Here is a 16,622-nt window from a genome sequence, read left to right as displayed (position 1 = left end):
CGGCGGCGCCGCCATCTGGTGCAAAACCGCGAAACCTAAGGATCGCACCGCACCCAACCCAACGACGCCCTGCACAAAGAAAGGGCGCCCCGAACCGGGACGCCCTCCATCACACTCCATACGCGACGGTGCTTAGTGCGCCGTCGCGCCGCTGGCGTCGTCTCCGCCTTTCAGCGCGGCAGCGGCGGCGGCGGCCTCTTCGGCCTCCTCGTCCCACTCGATCGCTTCGGGCTGGCGGACCAACGCGTGTTTCAGCACCTCAGAGACGTGATCGACCGGGATGATGTCAAGCCCTTCCTTCACGTTGTCCGGGATCTCCGGCAGATCTTTCTCGTTCTCCTTGGGGATGAGAACGGTCTTGATGCCGCCACGCAGCGCCGCGAGCAGTTTTTCCTTCAGCCCACCAATGGCCAGCGCATTGCCGCGCAGGGTGACCTCGCCGGTCATGGCGATGTCCTTGCGCACGGGAATGCCCGTCAGCACCGACACGATCGAGGTCACCATCGCCAGACCCGCCGAGGGGCCATCCTTGGGCGTGGCGCCTTCGGGGACGTGCACGTGGATGTCCCATTTGTCAAAGCGCGGCGGCTTGATGCCCAGACGCGGCGAGACGGAGCGCACATAAGAGCTTGCCGCCTCGATCGACTCCTTCATCACATCGCCCAGCTTGCCGGTGGTCTTCATCCGGCCCTTGCCCGGCAGGCGCAGCGCCTCGATGGACAGCAGCTCCCCCCCGACAGAGGTATAGGCCAGCCCGGTGACCACACCGGTCTGATCCTCCAGCTCGGCCAGACCGTAGCGATACTTCGCCACGCCGAGGAAATCATCGAGATTGTCGGGCGTGACTTTCACGCTTTCGGTCTCTTTCTTCACGATGGAGGTCAGCGCCTTGCGAGCCACTTTGGCGATCTCACGTTCGAGGTTCCGCACGCCTGCCTCGCGGGTGTAGGTGCGGATGATCTCGGTCAGCGCCTCGTCGGTCAGTTCGAACTCCTTGGCCTTGAGGCCGTGGTTCTTCACCTGTTTGGAAATCAGGTGCTGCTTGGCGATCTCGCGCTTTTCGTCCTCGGTGTAGCCGGAGAGCGGAATGATCTCCATCCGGTCCAGAAGCGGGCCCGGCATGTTGTAGCTGTTCGAGGTGGTCAGGAACATCACGTTCGAGAGGTCATATTCGACCTCCAGATAGTGGTCCACAAAGGTGCCGTTCTGTTCCGGATCAAGCACTTCGAGCATCGCCGAGGCCGGATCGCCACGGAAGTCCTGCCCCATCTTGTCGATCTCATCCAAGAGGATCAGCGGGTTCGTGGTCTTGGCCTTTTTCAGCGCCTGGATGATCTTGCCCGGCATGGAGCCGATATAGGTCCGGCGGTGGCCGCGGATCTCGGACTCGTCGCGCACGCCACCCAGGGAAATCCGGATGAACTCGCGGCCCGTCGCCTTGGCCACGGATTTGCCCAGCGAGGTCTTGCCCACGCCCGGAGGCCCCACGAGGCACAGGATCGGCCCCTTGAGTTTCTTCGAGCGCTGCTGCACCGCGAGATATTCGACGATGCGTTCCTTGACCTTCTCCAGACCGTAGTGATCGGTATCGAGAATGTCCTGCGCGCGGCCCAGATCCTTTTTGACGCGGGATTTGGTGCCCCACGGGATCGACAGCATCCAGTCGAGGTAGTTGCGCACGACGGTCGCTTCGGCCGACATCGGCGACATGTTCTTGAGCTTCTTGATCTCGGCATCGGCCTTTTCACGGGCCTCTTTCGACAGCTTCGTGCCTTCGATCTTTTCTTCCAGCTCGGCAATTTCGCCGGCGCCATCCTCGCCGTCACCCAGCTCCTTCTGAATGGCCTTCATCTGCTCATTCAGATAGTACTCGCGCTGGGTCTTCTCCATCTGCGACTTGACGCGGGTCTTGATCTTTTTCTCGACCTGCAGCACCGACAGTTCGGACTGCATCAGCGCATAGACCTTCTCCAGCCGCTCGCTGACCGGCAGGGTTTCCAGCAGCTCCTGCTTGCGGTCCACCTCAATGCCGAGGTGACCCGCCACGAGATCCGCCAGTTTGGCAGGCTCGGTGGTTTCACCGACGGCGGTCAGCGCCTCTTCGGGGATGTTTTTGCGCACTTTGGCATAGCGCTCGAACTCATCACCGACGGTGCGCAGCAGCGCCTCGGTTGTGGTCACATCGCCGGGCATTTCCGACAGCGCTTCGGCGCGGGCCTCAAAGAACGTGTCGTTGTCCAGAAACTCGGTGATCTTCACCCGCTGATGACCTTCGACCAGCACCTTCACGGTGCCGTCGGGCAGCTTCAGCAGTTGCAGCACATTGGCCAGCACGCCAGTGCGGTAGATACCATCCTGATCCGGATCGTCCTCGGACGGGTCGATCTGGCTGGACAAGAGAATCTGCTTGTCATCGGACATGACTTCTTCGAGGGCATGTACCGACTTCTCCCGGCCCACAAACAGCGGCACGATCATGTGGGGGAAAACCACGATGTCGCGCAGCGGCAGTACGGGGTAGGAGGAATTGAGAGGCTCTTGCATACTCGGTCCTTTTTCTTAGCAAGACGGCCAGGCCCCGTTTCACGGCAACCGCGGTCGTCTCCTCACTCGGATTATTTATCTGGTCAGGCGGGTCGAGATATTCAACCGCCTTGCCTCAAACGTTGGCTGCCAGAATGACTCGTGCCTGATCTGACCACAAGGGCGCAAATGGTGAAACGGTGAGCAAAGACCTAACATCTTTGGTCGACGCCGCTCTGTCGCCATCAAGCGGGCGCAAATCGTTGTGGTTCCGCAGGCGGATTTCCCCGCCTGCGTTAATAAAGCTAAGGTGATCCGGCCGGAGGTCGAGCCCTATTCCGCTGCCTGAAGCGCCAGCGTCGGATAGTCGGTGAACCCTTCGTCACCGCCGCCATAAAAGGTCGCTTGATCGCCTTCTGCCAGCGGAGCGTCCGCCTTCAGGCGCGCCACAAGATCCGGGTTGGAGATGAAGGGCCGCCCAAAGGCCACCAGATCCACGGCGCCGCTTTCGGTCCGGGCCAGGGCCGTCTCGCGGTCATAGCCGTTATTGGCCATATAGGTACCGGTATAAAGCTGGCGCAGGGTCTCAAAATCCCCCTCGCGCGCGCCGCCGGTGTCGCCTTCGATCAGGTGCAGATAGGCCAGATCATAGGTGTTCAGCCGTTCGATCACCGGGGTGTAATGGGCCACCGGGTCGCTGTCGGAAACATCGTTAAAGCTGGCAAACGGCGACAGCCGCACGCCAATGCGCCCCGGCTCCCAGACGGTGGCCAATGCGTCCAGCACCTCAAACAGGAAACGCGCCCGGTTTTCTGCCGAGCCGCCGTAGGCATCACTGCGGGTGTTGACCCCATCCTTGAGGAATTGCTCCAGCAGATAGCCATTGGCGGCATGCAGCTCAACGCCGTCAAAACCCGCCTCTTTGGCGTATTTTGCGGCCTGAACGTAATCTTCGATCACGCGCTGTATGCCTGCAACCGTCAGCGCCTCGGGCGTCGCGGTGGGTTCAAACCCGGCATGGGTAAAGGTCTGCGCCTCCGCCGCCTGATCGGTGGGGCCGACAGCCTTCACCCCCTCGGGCAGCAGCGAGTCATGGGTGATCCGCCCCACGTGCCACAGCTGGATCACGATCTTGCCGCCCTTGGCATGCACCGCATCAGTGACCTTGCGCCATGCGGCAGCCTGCGCGGCGGTGTGGATGCCGGGGGTCTGGATATACCCTTTGGCCTCGGCGCTGATCTGGCTGCCTTCGGTGATGATCAGGCCGGCGCTGGCGCGTTGGGCGTAGTATTCGGCGTGACGGTCGAGCACCTCTCCGGTGCTGTCGTCGGCACGGTTGCGCGTCAGCGGCGCCATCACCACGCGATTTGTCAACTCAAGGGCACCGGCGGTGGTTGCGGCAAACAGGTTCTGGCTCACGGGTTTCTGGCTCACGGGGAGTATCCTTCGCTCAAAGTATCCAGCAACAGGAATGTTGCCCCACAAGAGCTGAGCATGCCCTCTGCGCCTTTCAACCCTCCAGCCACAAGAATGTTTCGGGGCGCAGAAGCATCCCCGTATTTCTGCCGGCGCCCCCAAACGGGTTTCGGAAAAAGGCGTGTACTATCAAAACGCTAAAGGGCCACCCCAAGAGGTGGCCCGGTTCTGTTCACAATAAAATGTGCTGCCGCATCGCCATCAAGCCCCGCAGGACAGGCGGCACCTTCCGCGCCGCGTGCCTCACAGGAGGTCACAGGGGTTCGATGTCACCTTGGGCACGCATGTCGTGAAAGGTCTTCTGCCAGGCGTCAAATGTGCCCGCCGCGATTGACTCGCGCATACCCGCCATGATGTCCTGAAAGTAATGCAGGTTGTGCCATGTCAGAAGCATGCCGGAGATCATCTCGTTCGACCGGAACACGTGGTGCAGATAGGCGCGCGAATAATTGCTGCACGCCGGACAGCTGCAGTTTTCGTCCAGCGGGCGCGGGTCGTCCTGATGGCGGGCGTTCTTAATATTGACCACGCCATGACGGGTAAACGCCTGCCCGGTGCGGCCCGAGCGCGAGGGCAGCACGCAATCCATCATGTCGATCCCCCGGGCCACCGCGCCGACGATGTCGTCGGGCTTGCCCACACCCATCAGGTAGCGCGGCTTGTCCACCGGCAGCATGTCGGGCGCATAGTCCAGACAGCCAAACATCGCCTCTTGTCCTTCGCCCACCGCGAGGCCGCCCACGGCGTAGCCGTCAAAGCCGATCTTGGTGAGGGCTTCGGCGCTTTCGGCGCGGAAATCCTGTTCCAGACCGCCCTGCTGAATACCAAAGAGCGCATGGCCCGGCCGGTCGCCAAAAGCCTCCTTGGAGCGTTCCGCCCACCGCATCGACAGGCGCATGCTCTCGGCGATGCGATCCCGGTCGGCGGGCAGCGCGGGGCATTCGTCAAAGCACATCACGATGTCGGACCCCAGCAGCCGCTGGATCTCCATCGAGCGTTCCGGCGTCAGCTCGTGCCGCGAGCCGTCGATGTGGGATTTGAAGGTCACGCCCTTTTCGGTCAGCTTGCGCAGCCCCGCCAGCGACATCACCTGAAAGCCACCCGAGTCCGTCAGGATCGGCCGGTCCCAGTTCATGAACTTGTGCAGCCCCCCCAGACGGTCGATCCGTTCCGCCGTGGGGCGCAGCATCAGATGGTAGGTATTGCCCAACAGGATGTCGGCGCCGGTGGCGCGCACGCTTTCGGGCATCATCGCCTTGACCGTCGCCGCAGTGCCAACAGGCATGAACGCCGGCGTGCGGATATCGCCACGCGGTGTATGAATTACACCAGTGCGCGCCTTGCCATCCGTTGCTGTCATTTCAAAGTTGAAAAGCTCTGCCATCTCATGTTCCTGCGTCAGTCTGCGCACCGCCCTGGCGGTGATTCACCCCTAATGCCAAGGAGGCGCCCCCATGTCCACAGATGACCCGAACCAGAATCTGCGTCTCGGCTGGGAGGAATGGGTCAAATTGCCCGAACTCGGCCTGCCCGCCCTGCGCGCCAAGGTTGATACCGGCGCCCGGACCTCGGCGCTTCATGCCACCGATATCGAGACCTTCGGGCCGTCAAAAGCGCCCAAGGTGCGCTTTACCGTGCATCCGATCCCGGGCCGGGACGATCTGCTGATCCCCTGCTCGGCCCAGCTGAAGGACCGGCGCGAGGTGACGTCCTCCAACGGGGATCGCGAGCTGCGCTGCGTGATCGAGACCACACTGGAAATCGGCGGTGTCACCTGGCCGGTGGAGGTGACGCTGACCGACCGGCGCGGCATGGCGCTGCATATGCTGCTGGGGCGTCAGGCGCTGAGCGACAATATCTCCATCGTGCCCTCCGAACGCTATTGCCAGCCGGAGCTGGACTATTCCGTCTATGCCACCCCGGCGATCCGCAAGAAGGCGCCGAACCGGGCGCTGCGCATTGCCGTGCTGAGCCGCGAGGACAATTACTCCACCCGCCGCCTGGTCGAAGAGGGCGAGAAACGCGGCCATTCGGTCGAGGTGATCGACACCACCCGCTGTTACATGTCGATCAATTCGCTGTCGCCCGAGATCCACTATGACGGCAAGCGCCTGCCCCGCTATGATGCGGTGATCCCCCGCATCGGCGCCTCGATCACCCAATACGGCACCGCGCTGTTGCGCCAGTTCGAGACCATCGGCACCTATTGCGTCAACGGCAGCGCCGGCATCACCGCCAGCCGCGACAAGCTGCACGCGCATCAGATGCTGGCGCGGCACAAGATCGGCATGCCGCCCACCGCCTTTGCCGCCTCGCCCAAGGACACGTCGGCGCTGATCGACATTGTTGGCGGCGCGCCCCTGATCGTGAAGCTCCTGGAAAGCACGCAGGGCAAGGGCGTGGTGCTGGCGGAAACCAAGAAGGCGGCAGACTCCGTCATCACCGCCTTTCGCGGCCTCAAGGCCAACTTTCTGGTGCAGCAGTTCGTCAAGGAGGCCGCCGGCGTCGACATTCGCTGCCTTGTGATCGGCTCCAAGGTGGTGGCGGCGATGAAACGCTCCGGCGCGGAGGGCGATTTCCGCTCCAACCTGCATCTGGGCGGCAGCGCCGTGTCGGTGCGCATCACCAAGGAGGAACGCTCCACCGCGATCCGGGCCGCGCGCTGCTTTGGCCTTGGCGTGGCGGGCGTGGACCTGCTGCGCTCGGAATCCGGGCCCAAGGTGCTGGAGGTCAATTCCTCGCCGGGGCTGGAGGGGATCGAGAAAACCTCGAAAAAGGACATCGCGTCCCTGATCCACGACGAGATCGAGGCCAACGTGCGCCCCATGCCCCTGCGCAGCCGCAAGGCGCTGGGGGATGCCGCCGAATGACGGAAGGGGCGCCCGGCAGCGGCTTTCCCCTTGACCCGCCCCGGCCCAGCAGGGACGGTGCCTCCCAACACCATGTCATAGCCGGATTTTTCCCATGAACGAACAAGAGATCATCGACGCCCTCTCTGGCGGCTTGCTGTATATCCTCGGGGCGGTCTTCCTCGTCATCGTGATCTTCAAGGGGGTGCGCATCGTGCCCCAGTCGGAGAAATTCGTGGTCGAACGCTTTGGCCGGCTGAAATCCGTGCTTGGGCCGGGCATCAATTTCATCGTGCCGTTTCTGGATGTTGTGCGCCACAAGGTCTCCATCCTGGAACGTCAGCTGCCCAACGCCAGCCAGGACGCGATCACCCGCGACAACGTGCTGGTGGAGATCGACACCTCGGTGTTCTACCGCATCCTGGAGCCGGAAAAGACCGTCTACCGCATCCGCGATGTGGACGGGGCGATTTCCACCACCGTGGCGGGCATCGTGCGCGCCGAGATCGGCAAGATGGATCTGGACGAGGTGCAATCCAACCGCTCGCAGCTGATTGCCGAGATCAAGCACAGCGTCGAAAGCGCGGTGGATGACTGGGGCATCGAAGTGACCCGGGCCGAGATCCTCGATGTGAACCTCGACCAGGCCACTCGCGACGCGATGCTGCAACAGCTCAATGCCGAGCGCGCCCGCCGCGCCCAGGTCACCGAGGCCGAGGGCAAGAAACGCGCGGTGGAACTCTCTGCCGATGCGGAGCTCTATGCCGCCGAGCAGACCGCCAAGGCGCGTCGCATCCAGGCCGAGGCCGAGGCCTTTGCCACCGAGGTCGTCGCCAAGGCGATCGCCGACAACGGCTTGTCGGCGGCGCAGTATCAGGTGGCGCTGAAACAGGTGGAGGCGCTCAATGCGCTTGGCAATGGCGATGGCAAGCAGACCATCATCGTGCCCGCCCAGGCGATCGAGGCCTTTGGCGACGCCTTCAAGATGCTGAAGGGCAAATGATGGGCGCGCTCTGGTCACTGTGGTGGATCTGGGGCGCCTTTGCGCTGCTGCTGGGGATTGCCGAGATCCTGCTGCCGGGGTTCATCTTCCTCGGCTTTGCCATCGGCGCCACCTGCGTGGCGGTGCTCCTGCTGATGACGCTGAAGGTGTCGCTGCCGCTGTTGCTGCTGATCTTTGCCGCCCTGTCGCTGGCGGCCTGGCTGATCCTGAAACGCCTGTTCGCGCTACCCAAGGGCCAGGTCAAGACCTTCGACACCGACATCAACGACTGAACCGCAGCGCGGGTGATCTGACCGCCGTGGCGGCACGCCCACTGGACCCCGCCTGCCATGTTTCCTATATAAACCGTCAGATAACTGACCGAGGCTTGAATGACCGACGCATCCGAACCGCTTGAAGGCGCCCCGCTGATCGCGCCCTCCTCCGTGTCCCATCCGCTCTACGAGCCGGTGGTCGATGCCTGCCGCACCGTCTATGACCCGGAAATCCCGGTGAACATCTACGAGCTGGGGCTGATCTACACCGTTGAAATTTCGGATGAAAACGACGTGAAGATCATTATGACCCTGACCGCCCCCGGCTGTCCGGTGGCGGGTGAAATGCCCGGCTGGATCGTCGATGCGATTTCTCCGGTGCCCGGGGTCAAGAGCGTCGATGTGGAAATGACCTGGGAGCCGCCCTGGGGCATGGACATGATGTCGGACGAGGCCCGGCTGGAACTGGGCTTTATGTAACGGCGCCCTGTGCGCCCCGTGCGCCCTGTGCGGTCGCGGCATCGTGATCGCACGCCCCCTGCCCCCGCGCCGACCACGGCCCTGCCGGTGGTCTCCCCTTGATGCGCCGCCTCGCCCCCCTTAGGTTACAGGGTAACAGAAAACGGAGCCTTCCCATGTTCGCCATTCCCGGCAAGCAAGCTGTCACCATGACCCCCCGCGCCGCCGCGCAGATCTCCAGACTGATGGAGAAGGCGGGCCATGCCGGTCTGCGCATCGGCATCAAGAAAGGCGGCTGTGCGGGCATGGAATACACCATGGAATATGTCGACGCCGCCGACCCCAATGACGAGGTGGTGGAACAGGACGGTGCCCGGGTGCTGATCGCGCCGATGGCGCAGATGTTCCTGTTCGGCACCGAGATCGACTATGAGACCACGCTGTTGGAGTCGAGCTTCAAGTTCAACAACCCCAACGTCGCTGAGGCCTGCGGTTGCGGTGAATCGATCAGCTTCAAGGTGGGCGAGTAACCGCCGCACTTCCCGTATATCCCGGATCAGAAGGGTGGCCATGCGCCGCCCTTTTTTGCTGTCCGGTGCGGCGGCGATTGCCCGCCTCGCGCCCCGGTGCTACCACCTGTGGTGACGATGTTATGTAACAACACATGGGGGGCGACATGGCGCGCAAACTCGCGGCAGGCAATTGGAAGATGAACGGCACCGGCGACAACCTGGCAGAGCTGGAAGCGCTGGCCGAGGCGGACCTGCCCCAAGGGGTCGAGGTGCTGATCTGCCCGCCCGCCACGCTGCTCTTGCGCGCGGCGGCGCTGGCCGGTGCGGTCCGCCTCGGCGGCCAGGACTGCCACGCGGAGACCTCCGGCGCTCATACCGGCGACATCAGCGCTCCGATGCTTCGCGACGCGGGCGCCAGCTACGTGATCCTCGGCCACTCCGAACGCCGCAGCGACCATGGCGAGAGCGACGAGGTGGTGCGGGCCAAGACCGAAGCCGCCTTTGCCGCCGATCTGACCGCCGTGGTCTGCGTCGGGGAAACGCTGGAGGACCGCGAGGCCGGCTCCACCCTGCAGGTGGTCTGCATGCAGCTGGCCGGCTCCCTGCCCGACAGCGTCACCGCCGACAATACCGTGGTGGCCTACGAGCCGGTCTGGGCGATCGGCACCGGCAAGGTGCCGACCCCCGATCAGATCGCCGAGGTGCATGATGCGCTGCGCGACGCGCTGACCCAGCGCTACGGCGATGCCGGCACCGACATCCCGCTGCTCTATGGCGGCTCGGTGAAACCGGGCAATGCGGCAGAGATCTTTGCCGTCTCCAACGTCGACGGGGCCCTGGTCGGCGGCGCAAGCCTGAAAGCTGCGGATTTCAAGCCGATCATCGCCGCGCTTGGCGCCAGCTGAGCTGGCCCTCCTTCATCTTTTCCCAAATATCCCGGGGTGAATTGGCCGCCAGGCCAAGAGGGGCAGCGCCCCTGACACCAGCAAAAAAGCAAAGCGCCCGGGGAGGACACTCCCCGGGCGCTTTTCCGTTTTTCAGATATCTTTTCAGACATCGGATCAGTTGGTAATGATCTCCGGCCCCATGATCGCATTTGGCAGCACCGTCGACAGCCAGGGGATATAGGTGATCATGATCAGGAACACGAAGAGCACCGCAAGGAACGGCAGCGCCGCCCGCACCACGCCCATCATCGGCATGCCCGCCACGCCCGAGGTCACGAACAGGTTCAGCCCCACCGGCGGTGTAATCATGCCGATCTCCATGTTCACCACCATGATGATACCGAGGTGGATCGGATCGATGCCCAGCTCGATGGCGATCGGGAACACCAGCGGCGCCACGATCACCAGAAGCCCCGAGGGTTCCATGAACTGGCCCCCGATCAGCAGGATCACATTGACCACGATCAGGAACATCACCGGACCAAAGCCCGCCGACAGCATCGCATTGGCGATATGCTGCGGCACCTGCTCGTCGGTCAGCACGTGCTTCAGGATCAGCGCATTGGCGATCACGAACAAGAGCGTCACGGTCAGCTTGCCAGCCTCGAACAGCGTGTGTTTGGTGTCGGGATGCACAAAGGCGGTGATCAGCGCCTGCGGCATCTTCAGGAGCGAGGTCTTGGCCGCGCCCTCGCCGTTCGACAGCGGCCCCATGTCCTTGTAGACAAAACAGGCGATCAGGAAGGCATAGACCGCCGCCACCGCCGCCGCTTCGGTCGGGGTGAAGATGCCGCCATAGATGCCGCCGAGGATGATAACGATCAGGAACAGGCCCCAGCCGGCCTCGCGGGCAGAGGCAAAGACCTCGCTCCAGCCGTTCCAGTCGCCCTTGGGCAGGTTCTTGACCTTGGCCATCACATAGATGGTCACCATCAGCATCAGCCCCGCCATCAGGCCCGGAATGACACCGGCAAGGAACATCCGCCCGACCGAAACCTCGACCGCCGCCGCATAGACCACCATCACGATGGAGGGCGGGATCAGGATGCCAAGCGTGCCGGCGTTACAGATCACCCCGGCGGCGAACTCCTTGGAATAGCCCACCTGGCGCATGCCCGCGATCACGATCGAGCCGATCGCCACAACGGTGGCCGGCGAAGACCCCGACAGCGCCGCAAACAGCATACAGGCAAAGACGCCTGCAATGGCCAGACCGCCCGGCAGGTGACCGACGCAGGCGATGGAGAAACGGATGATCCGCCGCGCCACGCCGCCCGTGGTCATGAAACTGGAGGCCAAGATGAAGAAGGGGATCGCCAGCAGGGTGAAATGCCCCTCGAAGGCCTGGAACAGCGTGCCCGCCACCGAGGCCAGGGAGCTGTCGGAATAAAACAGCAGGAACAGGGTCGAGGACAGCCCCAGCGACACCGCGATCGGCACCCCGATCAGCAGCAGACCAATGACCAGTGCAAAAAGAAGGACAACTTCCATCAGTCATGCTCTCCCTGTTGAGCGCGAACCGCTTCGAGTTCGTCTTCGACTTCGTGACTTGCAACCAGGCGATCCGCCTGCCCGCGCAGGATTTGCAGCGCCGCCTGGAAAAACCGCAGCACCAGCAACAGCATCGACAGCGGCAGCACCAGATAGGGCACCACCTTGGGCAGTTTCTCGTAGGACTCGCCGTAGTTGATGAGATCCTCAAGGAACCGCAGCACCCCGATCATCGGCACGTCCTGCACCTCGTAAAAGCTCTGGCTGCGCGCGCCGGTGTCAAACCCGGTGGGGAACCAGCGGCCCGAGGTCGGCGGCAGGTCGGCAAACACCGCCCAGTAGTCATAGGCCCCCTTGAGCATCAGCAGCGAAAACACGATGCAGGCGGTCGCGGCAATCAGGCCCAGCGTGCGACGGGCGCTTGCCGGCAGCATGTTGACAATGGCGTCGACCCCGAGATGCGCATGCACCTTGACCGCATAGGACGCGCCCAGCAGCACCAGCCAGGCAAAGAGGAACACGGTGACCTCCAGCGCCCAGAGGATATTGGAATTGAACACATAACGCGCGATCACATTGGCAAAGGTCAGGAGTGTCATGAACCCCAGGAGCAGCGCGATCAGCGTCTCTTCAAGCGAATGGATGAACCCCGTTGGGCCGGTTCTTGCCCCCGACATGGTCGTCTCCCCAGTTTTTTGGAAAAAAGCGCGGCAGGAAAATCACTGCCGCCAGTGTGACGGAGCGCCCGGTGGTGCGCGCTCTCGTCGATGTTTCGGACCTGACCGCCGCGGGGTCCGGGGCCGTATCGCGGGCCCCGGAGCGTGGCAGCGGATCAGGCGGGCCGGATTACAGCCCGGCGTTGATGGATTGCGCCGCGTCGATCATGTCCTGACCCACGTCACCGGCGAATTGCTCCCACACCGGCTTCATCACGTCGACCCAGGCCTGACGCTGTTCCGGGCTCAGCTGACGCACGGTGCCGCCGGCCTCGACGATCGCCTGTTTGGCTTCGTTGTTGACCTTGGTGGATTCGGCGTTCCGGGTTGCGGTGACCTCATCCATGATGGTCATGAACTGGTCGCGCACTTCGGGCTCGAGGCTGTCGAGCCAGTCGACGGAAGCCACCACCAGATAGTCCAGCACCCCGTGGTTGGTTTCGGTCACACCGTCCTGCACCTCGAAGAACTTCTTGCCGTAGATGTTGGACCAGGTGTTTTCCTGACCGTCCACAACACCCTGCTGCAGCGCGCCATAGACCTCGGAAAACGCCATTTTCTGCGGGCTGCCGCCGATCGCTTCCATCTGCGCAACCAGCACGTCAGAGGACTGCACGCGGAACTTCAGACCATTGGCGTCTTCGGGCTTCAGCAGCGGCTTGTTGGCCGACATCTGCTTCATGCCATTGTGCCAGTATCCCAGACCTTGCAGACCACGGCGCTGCATGCTGTCGAGCATCGCCTGACCATTGTCGGAGGCCTGGAACGCGTCCACGGCGTCGATGTTCTTGAACATGAACGGCAGGTCGAAGAGGCGGAACTGCTTGGTGAATTTCTCGAACTTCGACAGGGACGGTGCGGCCAGCTGCACGTCGCCCTGGAGCATCGCCTCCAGCACCTTGTTGTCGTCATAGAGCGTGGAGTTCGGATAGACCACCATGCACATGGTGCCGTCCATTTCCTCGTTCACGCGCTTTTCCAGCAACGAGGCCGCGATCCCCTTGGGGTGCTTGTCGGTGTTGGTCACATGGCTGAACTTGACGACGATCTCGCCATCATCACAGGCATCCGCCTGGGCCACGCCAGCGGTCACGGTCAGCGCCATTGCGGTGGCGGCAGCAGTCAGGAACTTCATGGTGATCCTCCCTAAGAATCCTAATTTGTCCTCCAACCCCGAAACAGCGCCCGGGGCTTGGCAGGTAGAATTGGCAATGGGGGAGACAGGCTCAAGCGATGATTCGAGAATCGATCAAACAAACCGTTTTTTTGTTTCTTATCTTGCGGTTATTATAGGTTCTTTGCGTTACGCACACGGCCGCGCGGCGCGGCTGTGCGAAATCCCGCACATGGGGTGCCGGGCATTGTGCGAAAAACCGCACATCTGTTAGCGCCGGTAATCCTCGGGGCGAATCCCATAGCGCGTGAGCTTGTCATAGAAGGTCTTGCGCGGCAGCTTCAGCGCCTCGGCGGCGGCGGAGGCCTTGCCGTTCTGCCGGCCCAGCGCGGCGATCAGCAGCGAGCGCTCCACCTGTGCCATCTGCTCTGCCAGCCCCAGATCGGCGGCCTCTGAGACCTCTTCCGGCATGCCAAGAACAAAGCGCATCGCCGCCGACATCAGCGAGCGCGCATTGCCGGGCCAATCCTGCGCCATCAGGCCGGCGAGGGTGTCGGCGCTGATTTCCGGCGCCTCGATCCCGGCCTGTTCGGCGGCCTGGCTCACATAGTGGCGAAACAGCACCGGAATGTCGTCGCGCCGCTCTGCCAGCGCGGGGATGCGCACCCGCATCACATCGAGCCGGTAGAACAGATCGGCGTTGAATTTTCCCGCCGCAACAAGATCGGCCAGATCGGCGGAGGAGCCGCCGATGATGCGCACCTCCGGGCCCTGCTCCAGCCGCTCCAGCACCGCAAATTGCGTCGCCTCGGGCATCGCCGACAGCTCGTCCAGGAACAGCGATCCCCCTTCGGCGCGGTGGCACAGCTCCTCGAACGCCTCGGGCGTGAGACCGGCAGCGGGACGTTTGACAAAGGCCCCCTGCCCGCGACGCGACATCAGATGCACCACTTCGGCCACCTTGGGAATGCCACTGCCCGGCGGGCCGGAGACCAGCACCTCCGCCTCGGTCGGCGCCACAGAGCGCACCCGCGCCCGCAGCTCCTGCGCCTGTGGCGAAGAGCCGAACAGCATCCGCGCCGCTGGATCACCGCTTTCGAGCTGGGTTTGCAGGCGGCGGTTTTCCAACACCAGCGCCCGGGTCTTCAGCGCCCGCTCCAGCACCGCCAGCAGCGTCGCCGCCTCGCAGGGTTTTTCGAGGAAATCAAACGCCCCTTCGGACATCGCCTTGACCGCCATCGGGATGTCGCCCTCGCCGGTCAGCAACACCACGGGGAGTTCCGCATCCACACCCTGGGCGTAGTCCAGCAGGTGGAACCCGTCGCGCCCCGGCATCCGCATGTCCGACAGGATCACCCCGTCGAAATCGGCGGTGATGTGATCCTTGGCGGCCACAAACGACCCCGCCGTCATGGTGTCCAGATCAGCCAGCTCCAGCGTCTGGCCCAGCGCCTCGCGCACGGCGGCGTCGTCATCCACCAGCAGGACCTTTCGCGTGGGCAGCGGTGACAGGGAGCGCATCATGCGGCGGTTTCCTCTTTCCAGTAGTCCAGTTCGACCGTGAACAGGGCGCCATGTTCGGTGTTGGTGCCCCGGATGTTGCCGCCAAAGCTTTGCACCAGACCGTAGGAAATGGACAGCCCCAGCCCCATGCCTTCGGAACTGCCCACTGCCTTGGTCGAGTAGAACGGCTCAAACACCTTTTCGGGCTGCTTCAGACCGGGGCCGATGTCCTGCACGGTCACCGTCAGCCGGTTGCCCGCGTTGACGACGATCCGAACCAGGCGGTCGTCCTGTCCCATCATCGCATCCACCGCATTGTTGATCAGGTTCACAAACACCTGCGTCAGACGCACCTCGCCGCCGCGCACCCAGATCGCGCCCGCCTCGGGGGGCTGCCAGTCAAGCGTCACGTCATGGTCGCGCAGGCGGGTTTCGGTCAGCTCCACCGCCGCGGTGATCACCTGCACCAGATCGACCCGGCCCACCGGCTCGCTCTCGTTGCGGGCAAAGGCGCGCAGGTTCTTGATGATCCGGGCCATCCGCGCCGACATCTGCGCAATGCGGGTGAGGTTCTCGCCCGCGCGTTCGGCCTTGCCGCGCTCCAGAAAGGCCTGACCGTTCTCGGCAAACTGCTGGATCGCCATCAAGGGCTGGTTCAGCTCGTGGCTGATGCCCGCCGACATCTGCCCCAGCGCCGAGAGTTTATCAGCCTGCACCAGTTCGGCCTGCGCCTGCTTCAGCGCCGCTTCTGCCTCCTTGCGCTCGCGCACCTCGCGGCGCAGCTGGACGTTGGCCTCCGACAGGGCACGGGTGCGGGTGTCGACGCGCTGTTCCAGCTCCGCATTGGCGGCGGCCAGGGTCCGGCGGCGCTCTGCCACCAGGAACAGGATGGTGCCAAACGCCAGCCCCACCGCCGCCATCGCCATGGTCTGTAGCGCCGCCAGCCGCCGCGCCGGGGCAATGTCCACCAGGATCTCGCCCTGCATGTCGATCGCCGGCAGGTCGATGCCCAGATGCAGCGCCTGGTTGGGCAGATAGGGGCTCCAGCGTTGCTGCCAGATTTCATGCGATCCGATGTGACGCACCCGCAGTGGCTGCGGCGCACCCGACGCCGCGCGCAAGCCAGGGCGGGTGCTCTCGCGCTGCCAGAACAGCAGTTCGGAGTGGTTCGACATGAACACCTGCCCGTCGCGGATGGTGAAATAGACCGCCGGCAAGGAGCCGCGCCAGGTCTGCTCCACCAGCTCGATATCCGCCGCCACCACCAGGGTGCCGCGCACCCGGCCATCGGGGCCGAAATCTGGCGCGGCAAAGAAATAGACCCGCCGGTCGCTGCCCGCCAGCACCCGGGCCTCGGTGCCCATGGCGCCCTGCATGGCGCGGCGGAAATAGTCACTGGTGGCCACACTGGGACCGGTGACCCCTTCGGCGGCGGCCAGCACCTGTCCCTGCGCATCCGCATAGAACACGTCGAGCGCACCGGTCTTGTCCGCCACCCCGCGCAGCAGCGCCTGGGCGGCGCGCCGGCCCACCGGCTCATCCAGCCGCCGCAGCGCCGGATGGGTCGCCACCAGCACCGCCTGTTCGCGGTAGATCTGCAACTGCGTGCTGACCCGGTCGGAGGCCAGCGCCAGATCGGAGGCGCTGCGCTCCGCCAGGGCGGTGAGCGCCTGCCGGTAGCCCGAGGACCAGACCGCAGCCGACAGCAGTGCAATGGCGATGGCAACGCCCAGGATCAGGGCCAGACGGGGGTGACGTGTTTTCAACATTGCGCC

General features: G+C 63.7%; 14 protein-coding genes. 6 read left to right on the top strand and 8 right to left on the bottom strand.

Annotated features, from left to right (window positions below; genetic code table 11):
• Positions 1-132: 132 nt before the first annotated feature.
• From lon to tgt, 3 genes are all read right to left on the bottom strand, one after another.
• On the bottom strand, positions 133-2,544 hold the full coding sequence (gene lon, locus MHM97_RS16410) for an endopeptidase La (protein ID WP_239323433.1): 2,412 nt from the start codon (positions 2,542-2,544) through the stop codon (positions 133-135).
• A 312-nt stretch (positions 2,545-2,856) separates the two neighbouring features.
• Positions 2,857-3,957: an alkene reductase gene (locus MHM97_RS16405; RefSeq protein ID WP_239323432.1), complete on the bottom strand. Its 1,101-nt coding sequence runs from the start codon at positions 3,955-3,957 to the stop codon at positions 2,857-2,859.
• Between the two features lie 295 nt (positions 3,958-4,252).
• Positions 4,253-5,383: a tRNA guanosine(34) transglycosylase Tgt gene (gene tgt, locus MHM97_RS16400; protein WP_239323431.1), complete on the bottom strand. Its 1,131-nt coding sequence runs from the start codon at positions 5,381-5,383 to the stop codon at positions 4,253-4,255.
• A 70-nt stretch (positions 5,384-5,453) separates the two neighbouring features.
• Here tgt and rimK point away from each other — a divergent pair, with 70 nt between their 5' ends.
• From rimK to tpiA, 6 genes are all read left to right on the top strand, one after another.
• Positions 5,454-6,869, top strand: coding sequence for a 30S ribosomal protein S6--L-glutamate ligase (gene rimK, locus MHM97_RS16395; protein WP_239323430.1), 1,416 nt, complete (start codon positions 5,454-5,456; stop codon positions 6,867-6,869).
• Between the two features lie 94 nt (positions 6,870-6,963).
• Positions 6,964-7,851: an SPFH domain-containing protein gene (locus MHM97_RS16390; protein ID WP_239323429.1), complete on the top strand. Its 888-nt coding sequence runs from the start codon at positions 6,964-6,966 to the stop codon at positions 7,849-7,851.
• Entirely contained in the window at positions 7,851-8,123 is a 273-nt protein-coding gene (locus MHM97_RS16385) for an NfeD family protein (RefSeq protein WP_239323527.1), read from the top strand. Before MHM97_RS16390 ends, MHM97_RS16385 begins: the two co-directional genes overlap by 1 nt.
• Positions 8,124-8,222: 99 nt before the next feature.
• Complete coding sequence (locus tag MHM97_RS16380; RefSeq protein ID WP_239323428.1) at positions 8,223-8,585, top strand: SUF system Fe-S cluster assembly protein; 363 nt, start codon at positions 8,223-8,225, stop codon at positions 8,583-8,585.
• A 155-nt stretch (positions 8,586-8,740) separates the two neighbouring features.
• Positions 8,741-9,094, top strand: coding sequence for a HesB/IscA family protein (locus MHM97_RS16375; RefSeq protein WP_239323427.1), 354 nt, complete (start codon positions 8,741-8,743; stop codon positions 9,092-9,094).
• 146 nt (positions 9,095-9,240) lie between these two features.
• Positions 9,241-9,981: a triose-phosphate isomerase gene (tpiA, locus tag MHM97_RS16370; protein ID WP_239323426.1), complete on the top strand. Its 741-nt coding sequence runs from the start codon at positions 9,241-9,243 to the stop codon at positions 9,979-9,981.
• 156 nt (positions 9,982-10,137) lie between these two features.
• On the opposite strand, the gene MHM97_RS16365 is transcribed toward tpiA, so the two are convergent.
• The 5 genes from MHM97_RS16365 to MHM97_RS16345 all read right to left on the bottom strand — a co-directional run bounded on the left by MHM97_RS16365 (position 10,138) and on the right by MHM97_RS16345 (position 16,616).
• Entirely contained in the window at positions 10,138-11,514 is a 1,377-nt protein-coding gene (locus MHM97_RS16365; protein ID WP_239323425.1) for a TRAP transporter large permease, read from the bottom strand.
• A complete protein-coding gene (locus MHM97_RS16360; protein WP_239323424.1) occupies positions 11,514-12,191 on the bottom strand; it encodes a TRAP transporter small permease in 678 nt (225 codons plus the stop codon). Before MHM97_RS16360 ends, MHM97_RS16365 begins: the two co-directional genes overlap by 1 nt.
• A 169-nt stretch (positions 12,192-12,360) precedes the next feature.
• Positions 12,361-13,365, bottom strand: a complete 1,005-nt coding sequence (locus tag MHM97_RS16355; RefSeq protein WP_239323423.1) for a DctP family TRAP transporter solute-binding subunit — start codon at positions 13,363-13,365, stop codon at positions 12,361-12,363.
• Between the two features lie 249 nt (positions 13,366-13,614).
• A complete protein-coding gene (locus MHM97_RS16350) occupies positions 13,615-14,868 on the bottom strand; it encodes a sigma-54-dependent transcriptional regulator (RefSeq protein WP_239323422.1) in 1,254 nt (417 codons plus the stop codon).
• A complete protein-coding gene (locus tag MHM97_RS16345; protein WP_239323421.1) occupies positions 14,865-16,616 on the bottom strand; it encodes an ATP-binding protein in 1,752 nt (583 codons plus the stop codon). Before MHM97_RS16345 ends, MHM97_RS16350 begins: the two co-directional genes overlap by 4 nt.
• Between the last annotated feature and the right edge of the window lie 6 nt (positions 16,617-16,622).

The organism is Epibacterium sp. Ofav1-8 (assembly GCF_022348185.1).
In the GTDB taxonomy this organism is placed as follows: Bacteria; Pseudomonadota; Alphaproteobacteria; order Rhodobacterales; family Rhodobacteraceae; genus Epibacterium.
This window is presented reverse-complemented; position numbering and strand designations above follow the sequence as displayed.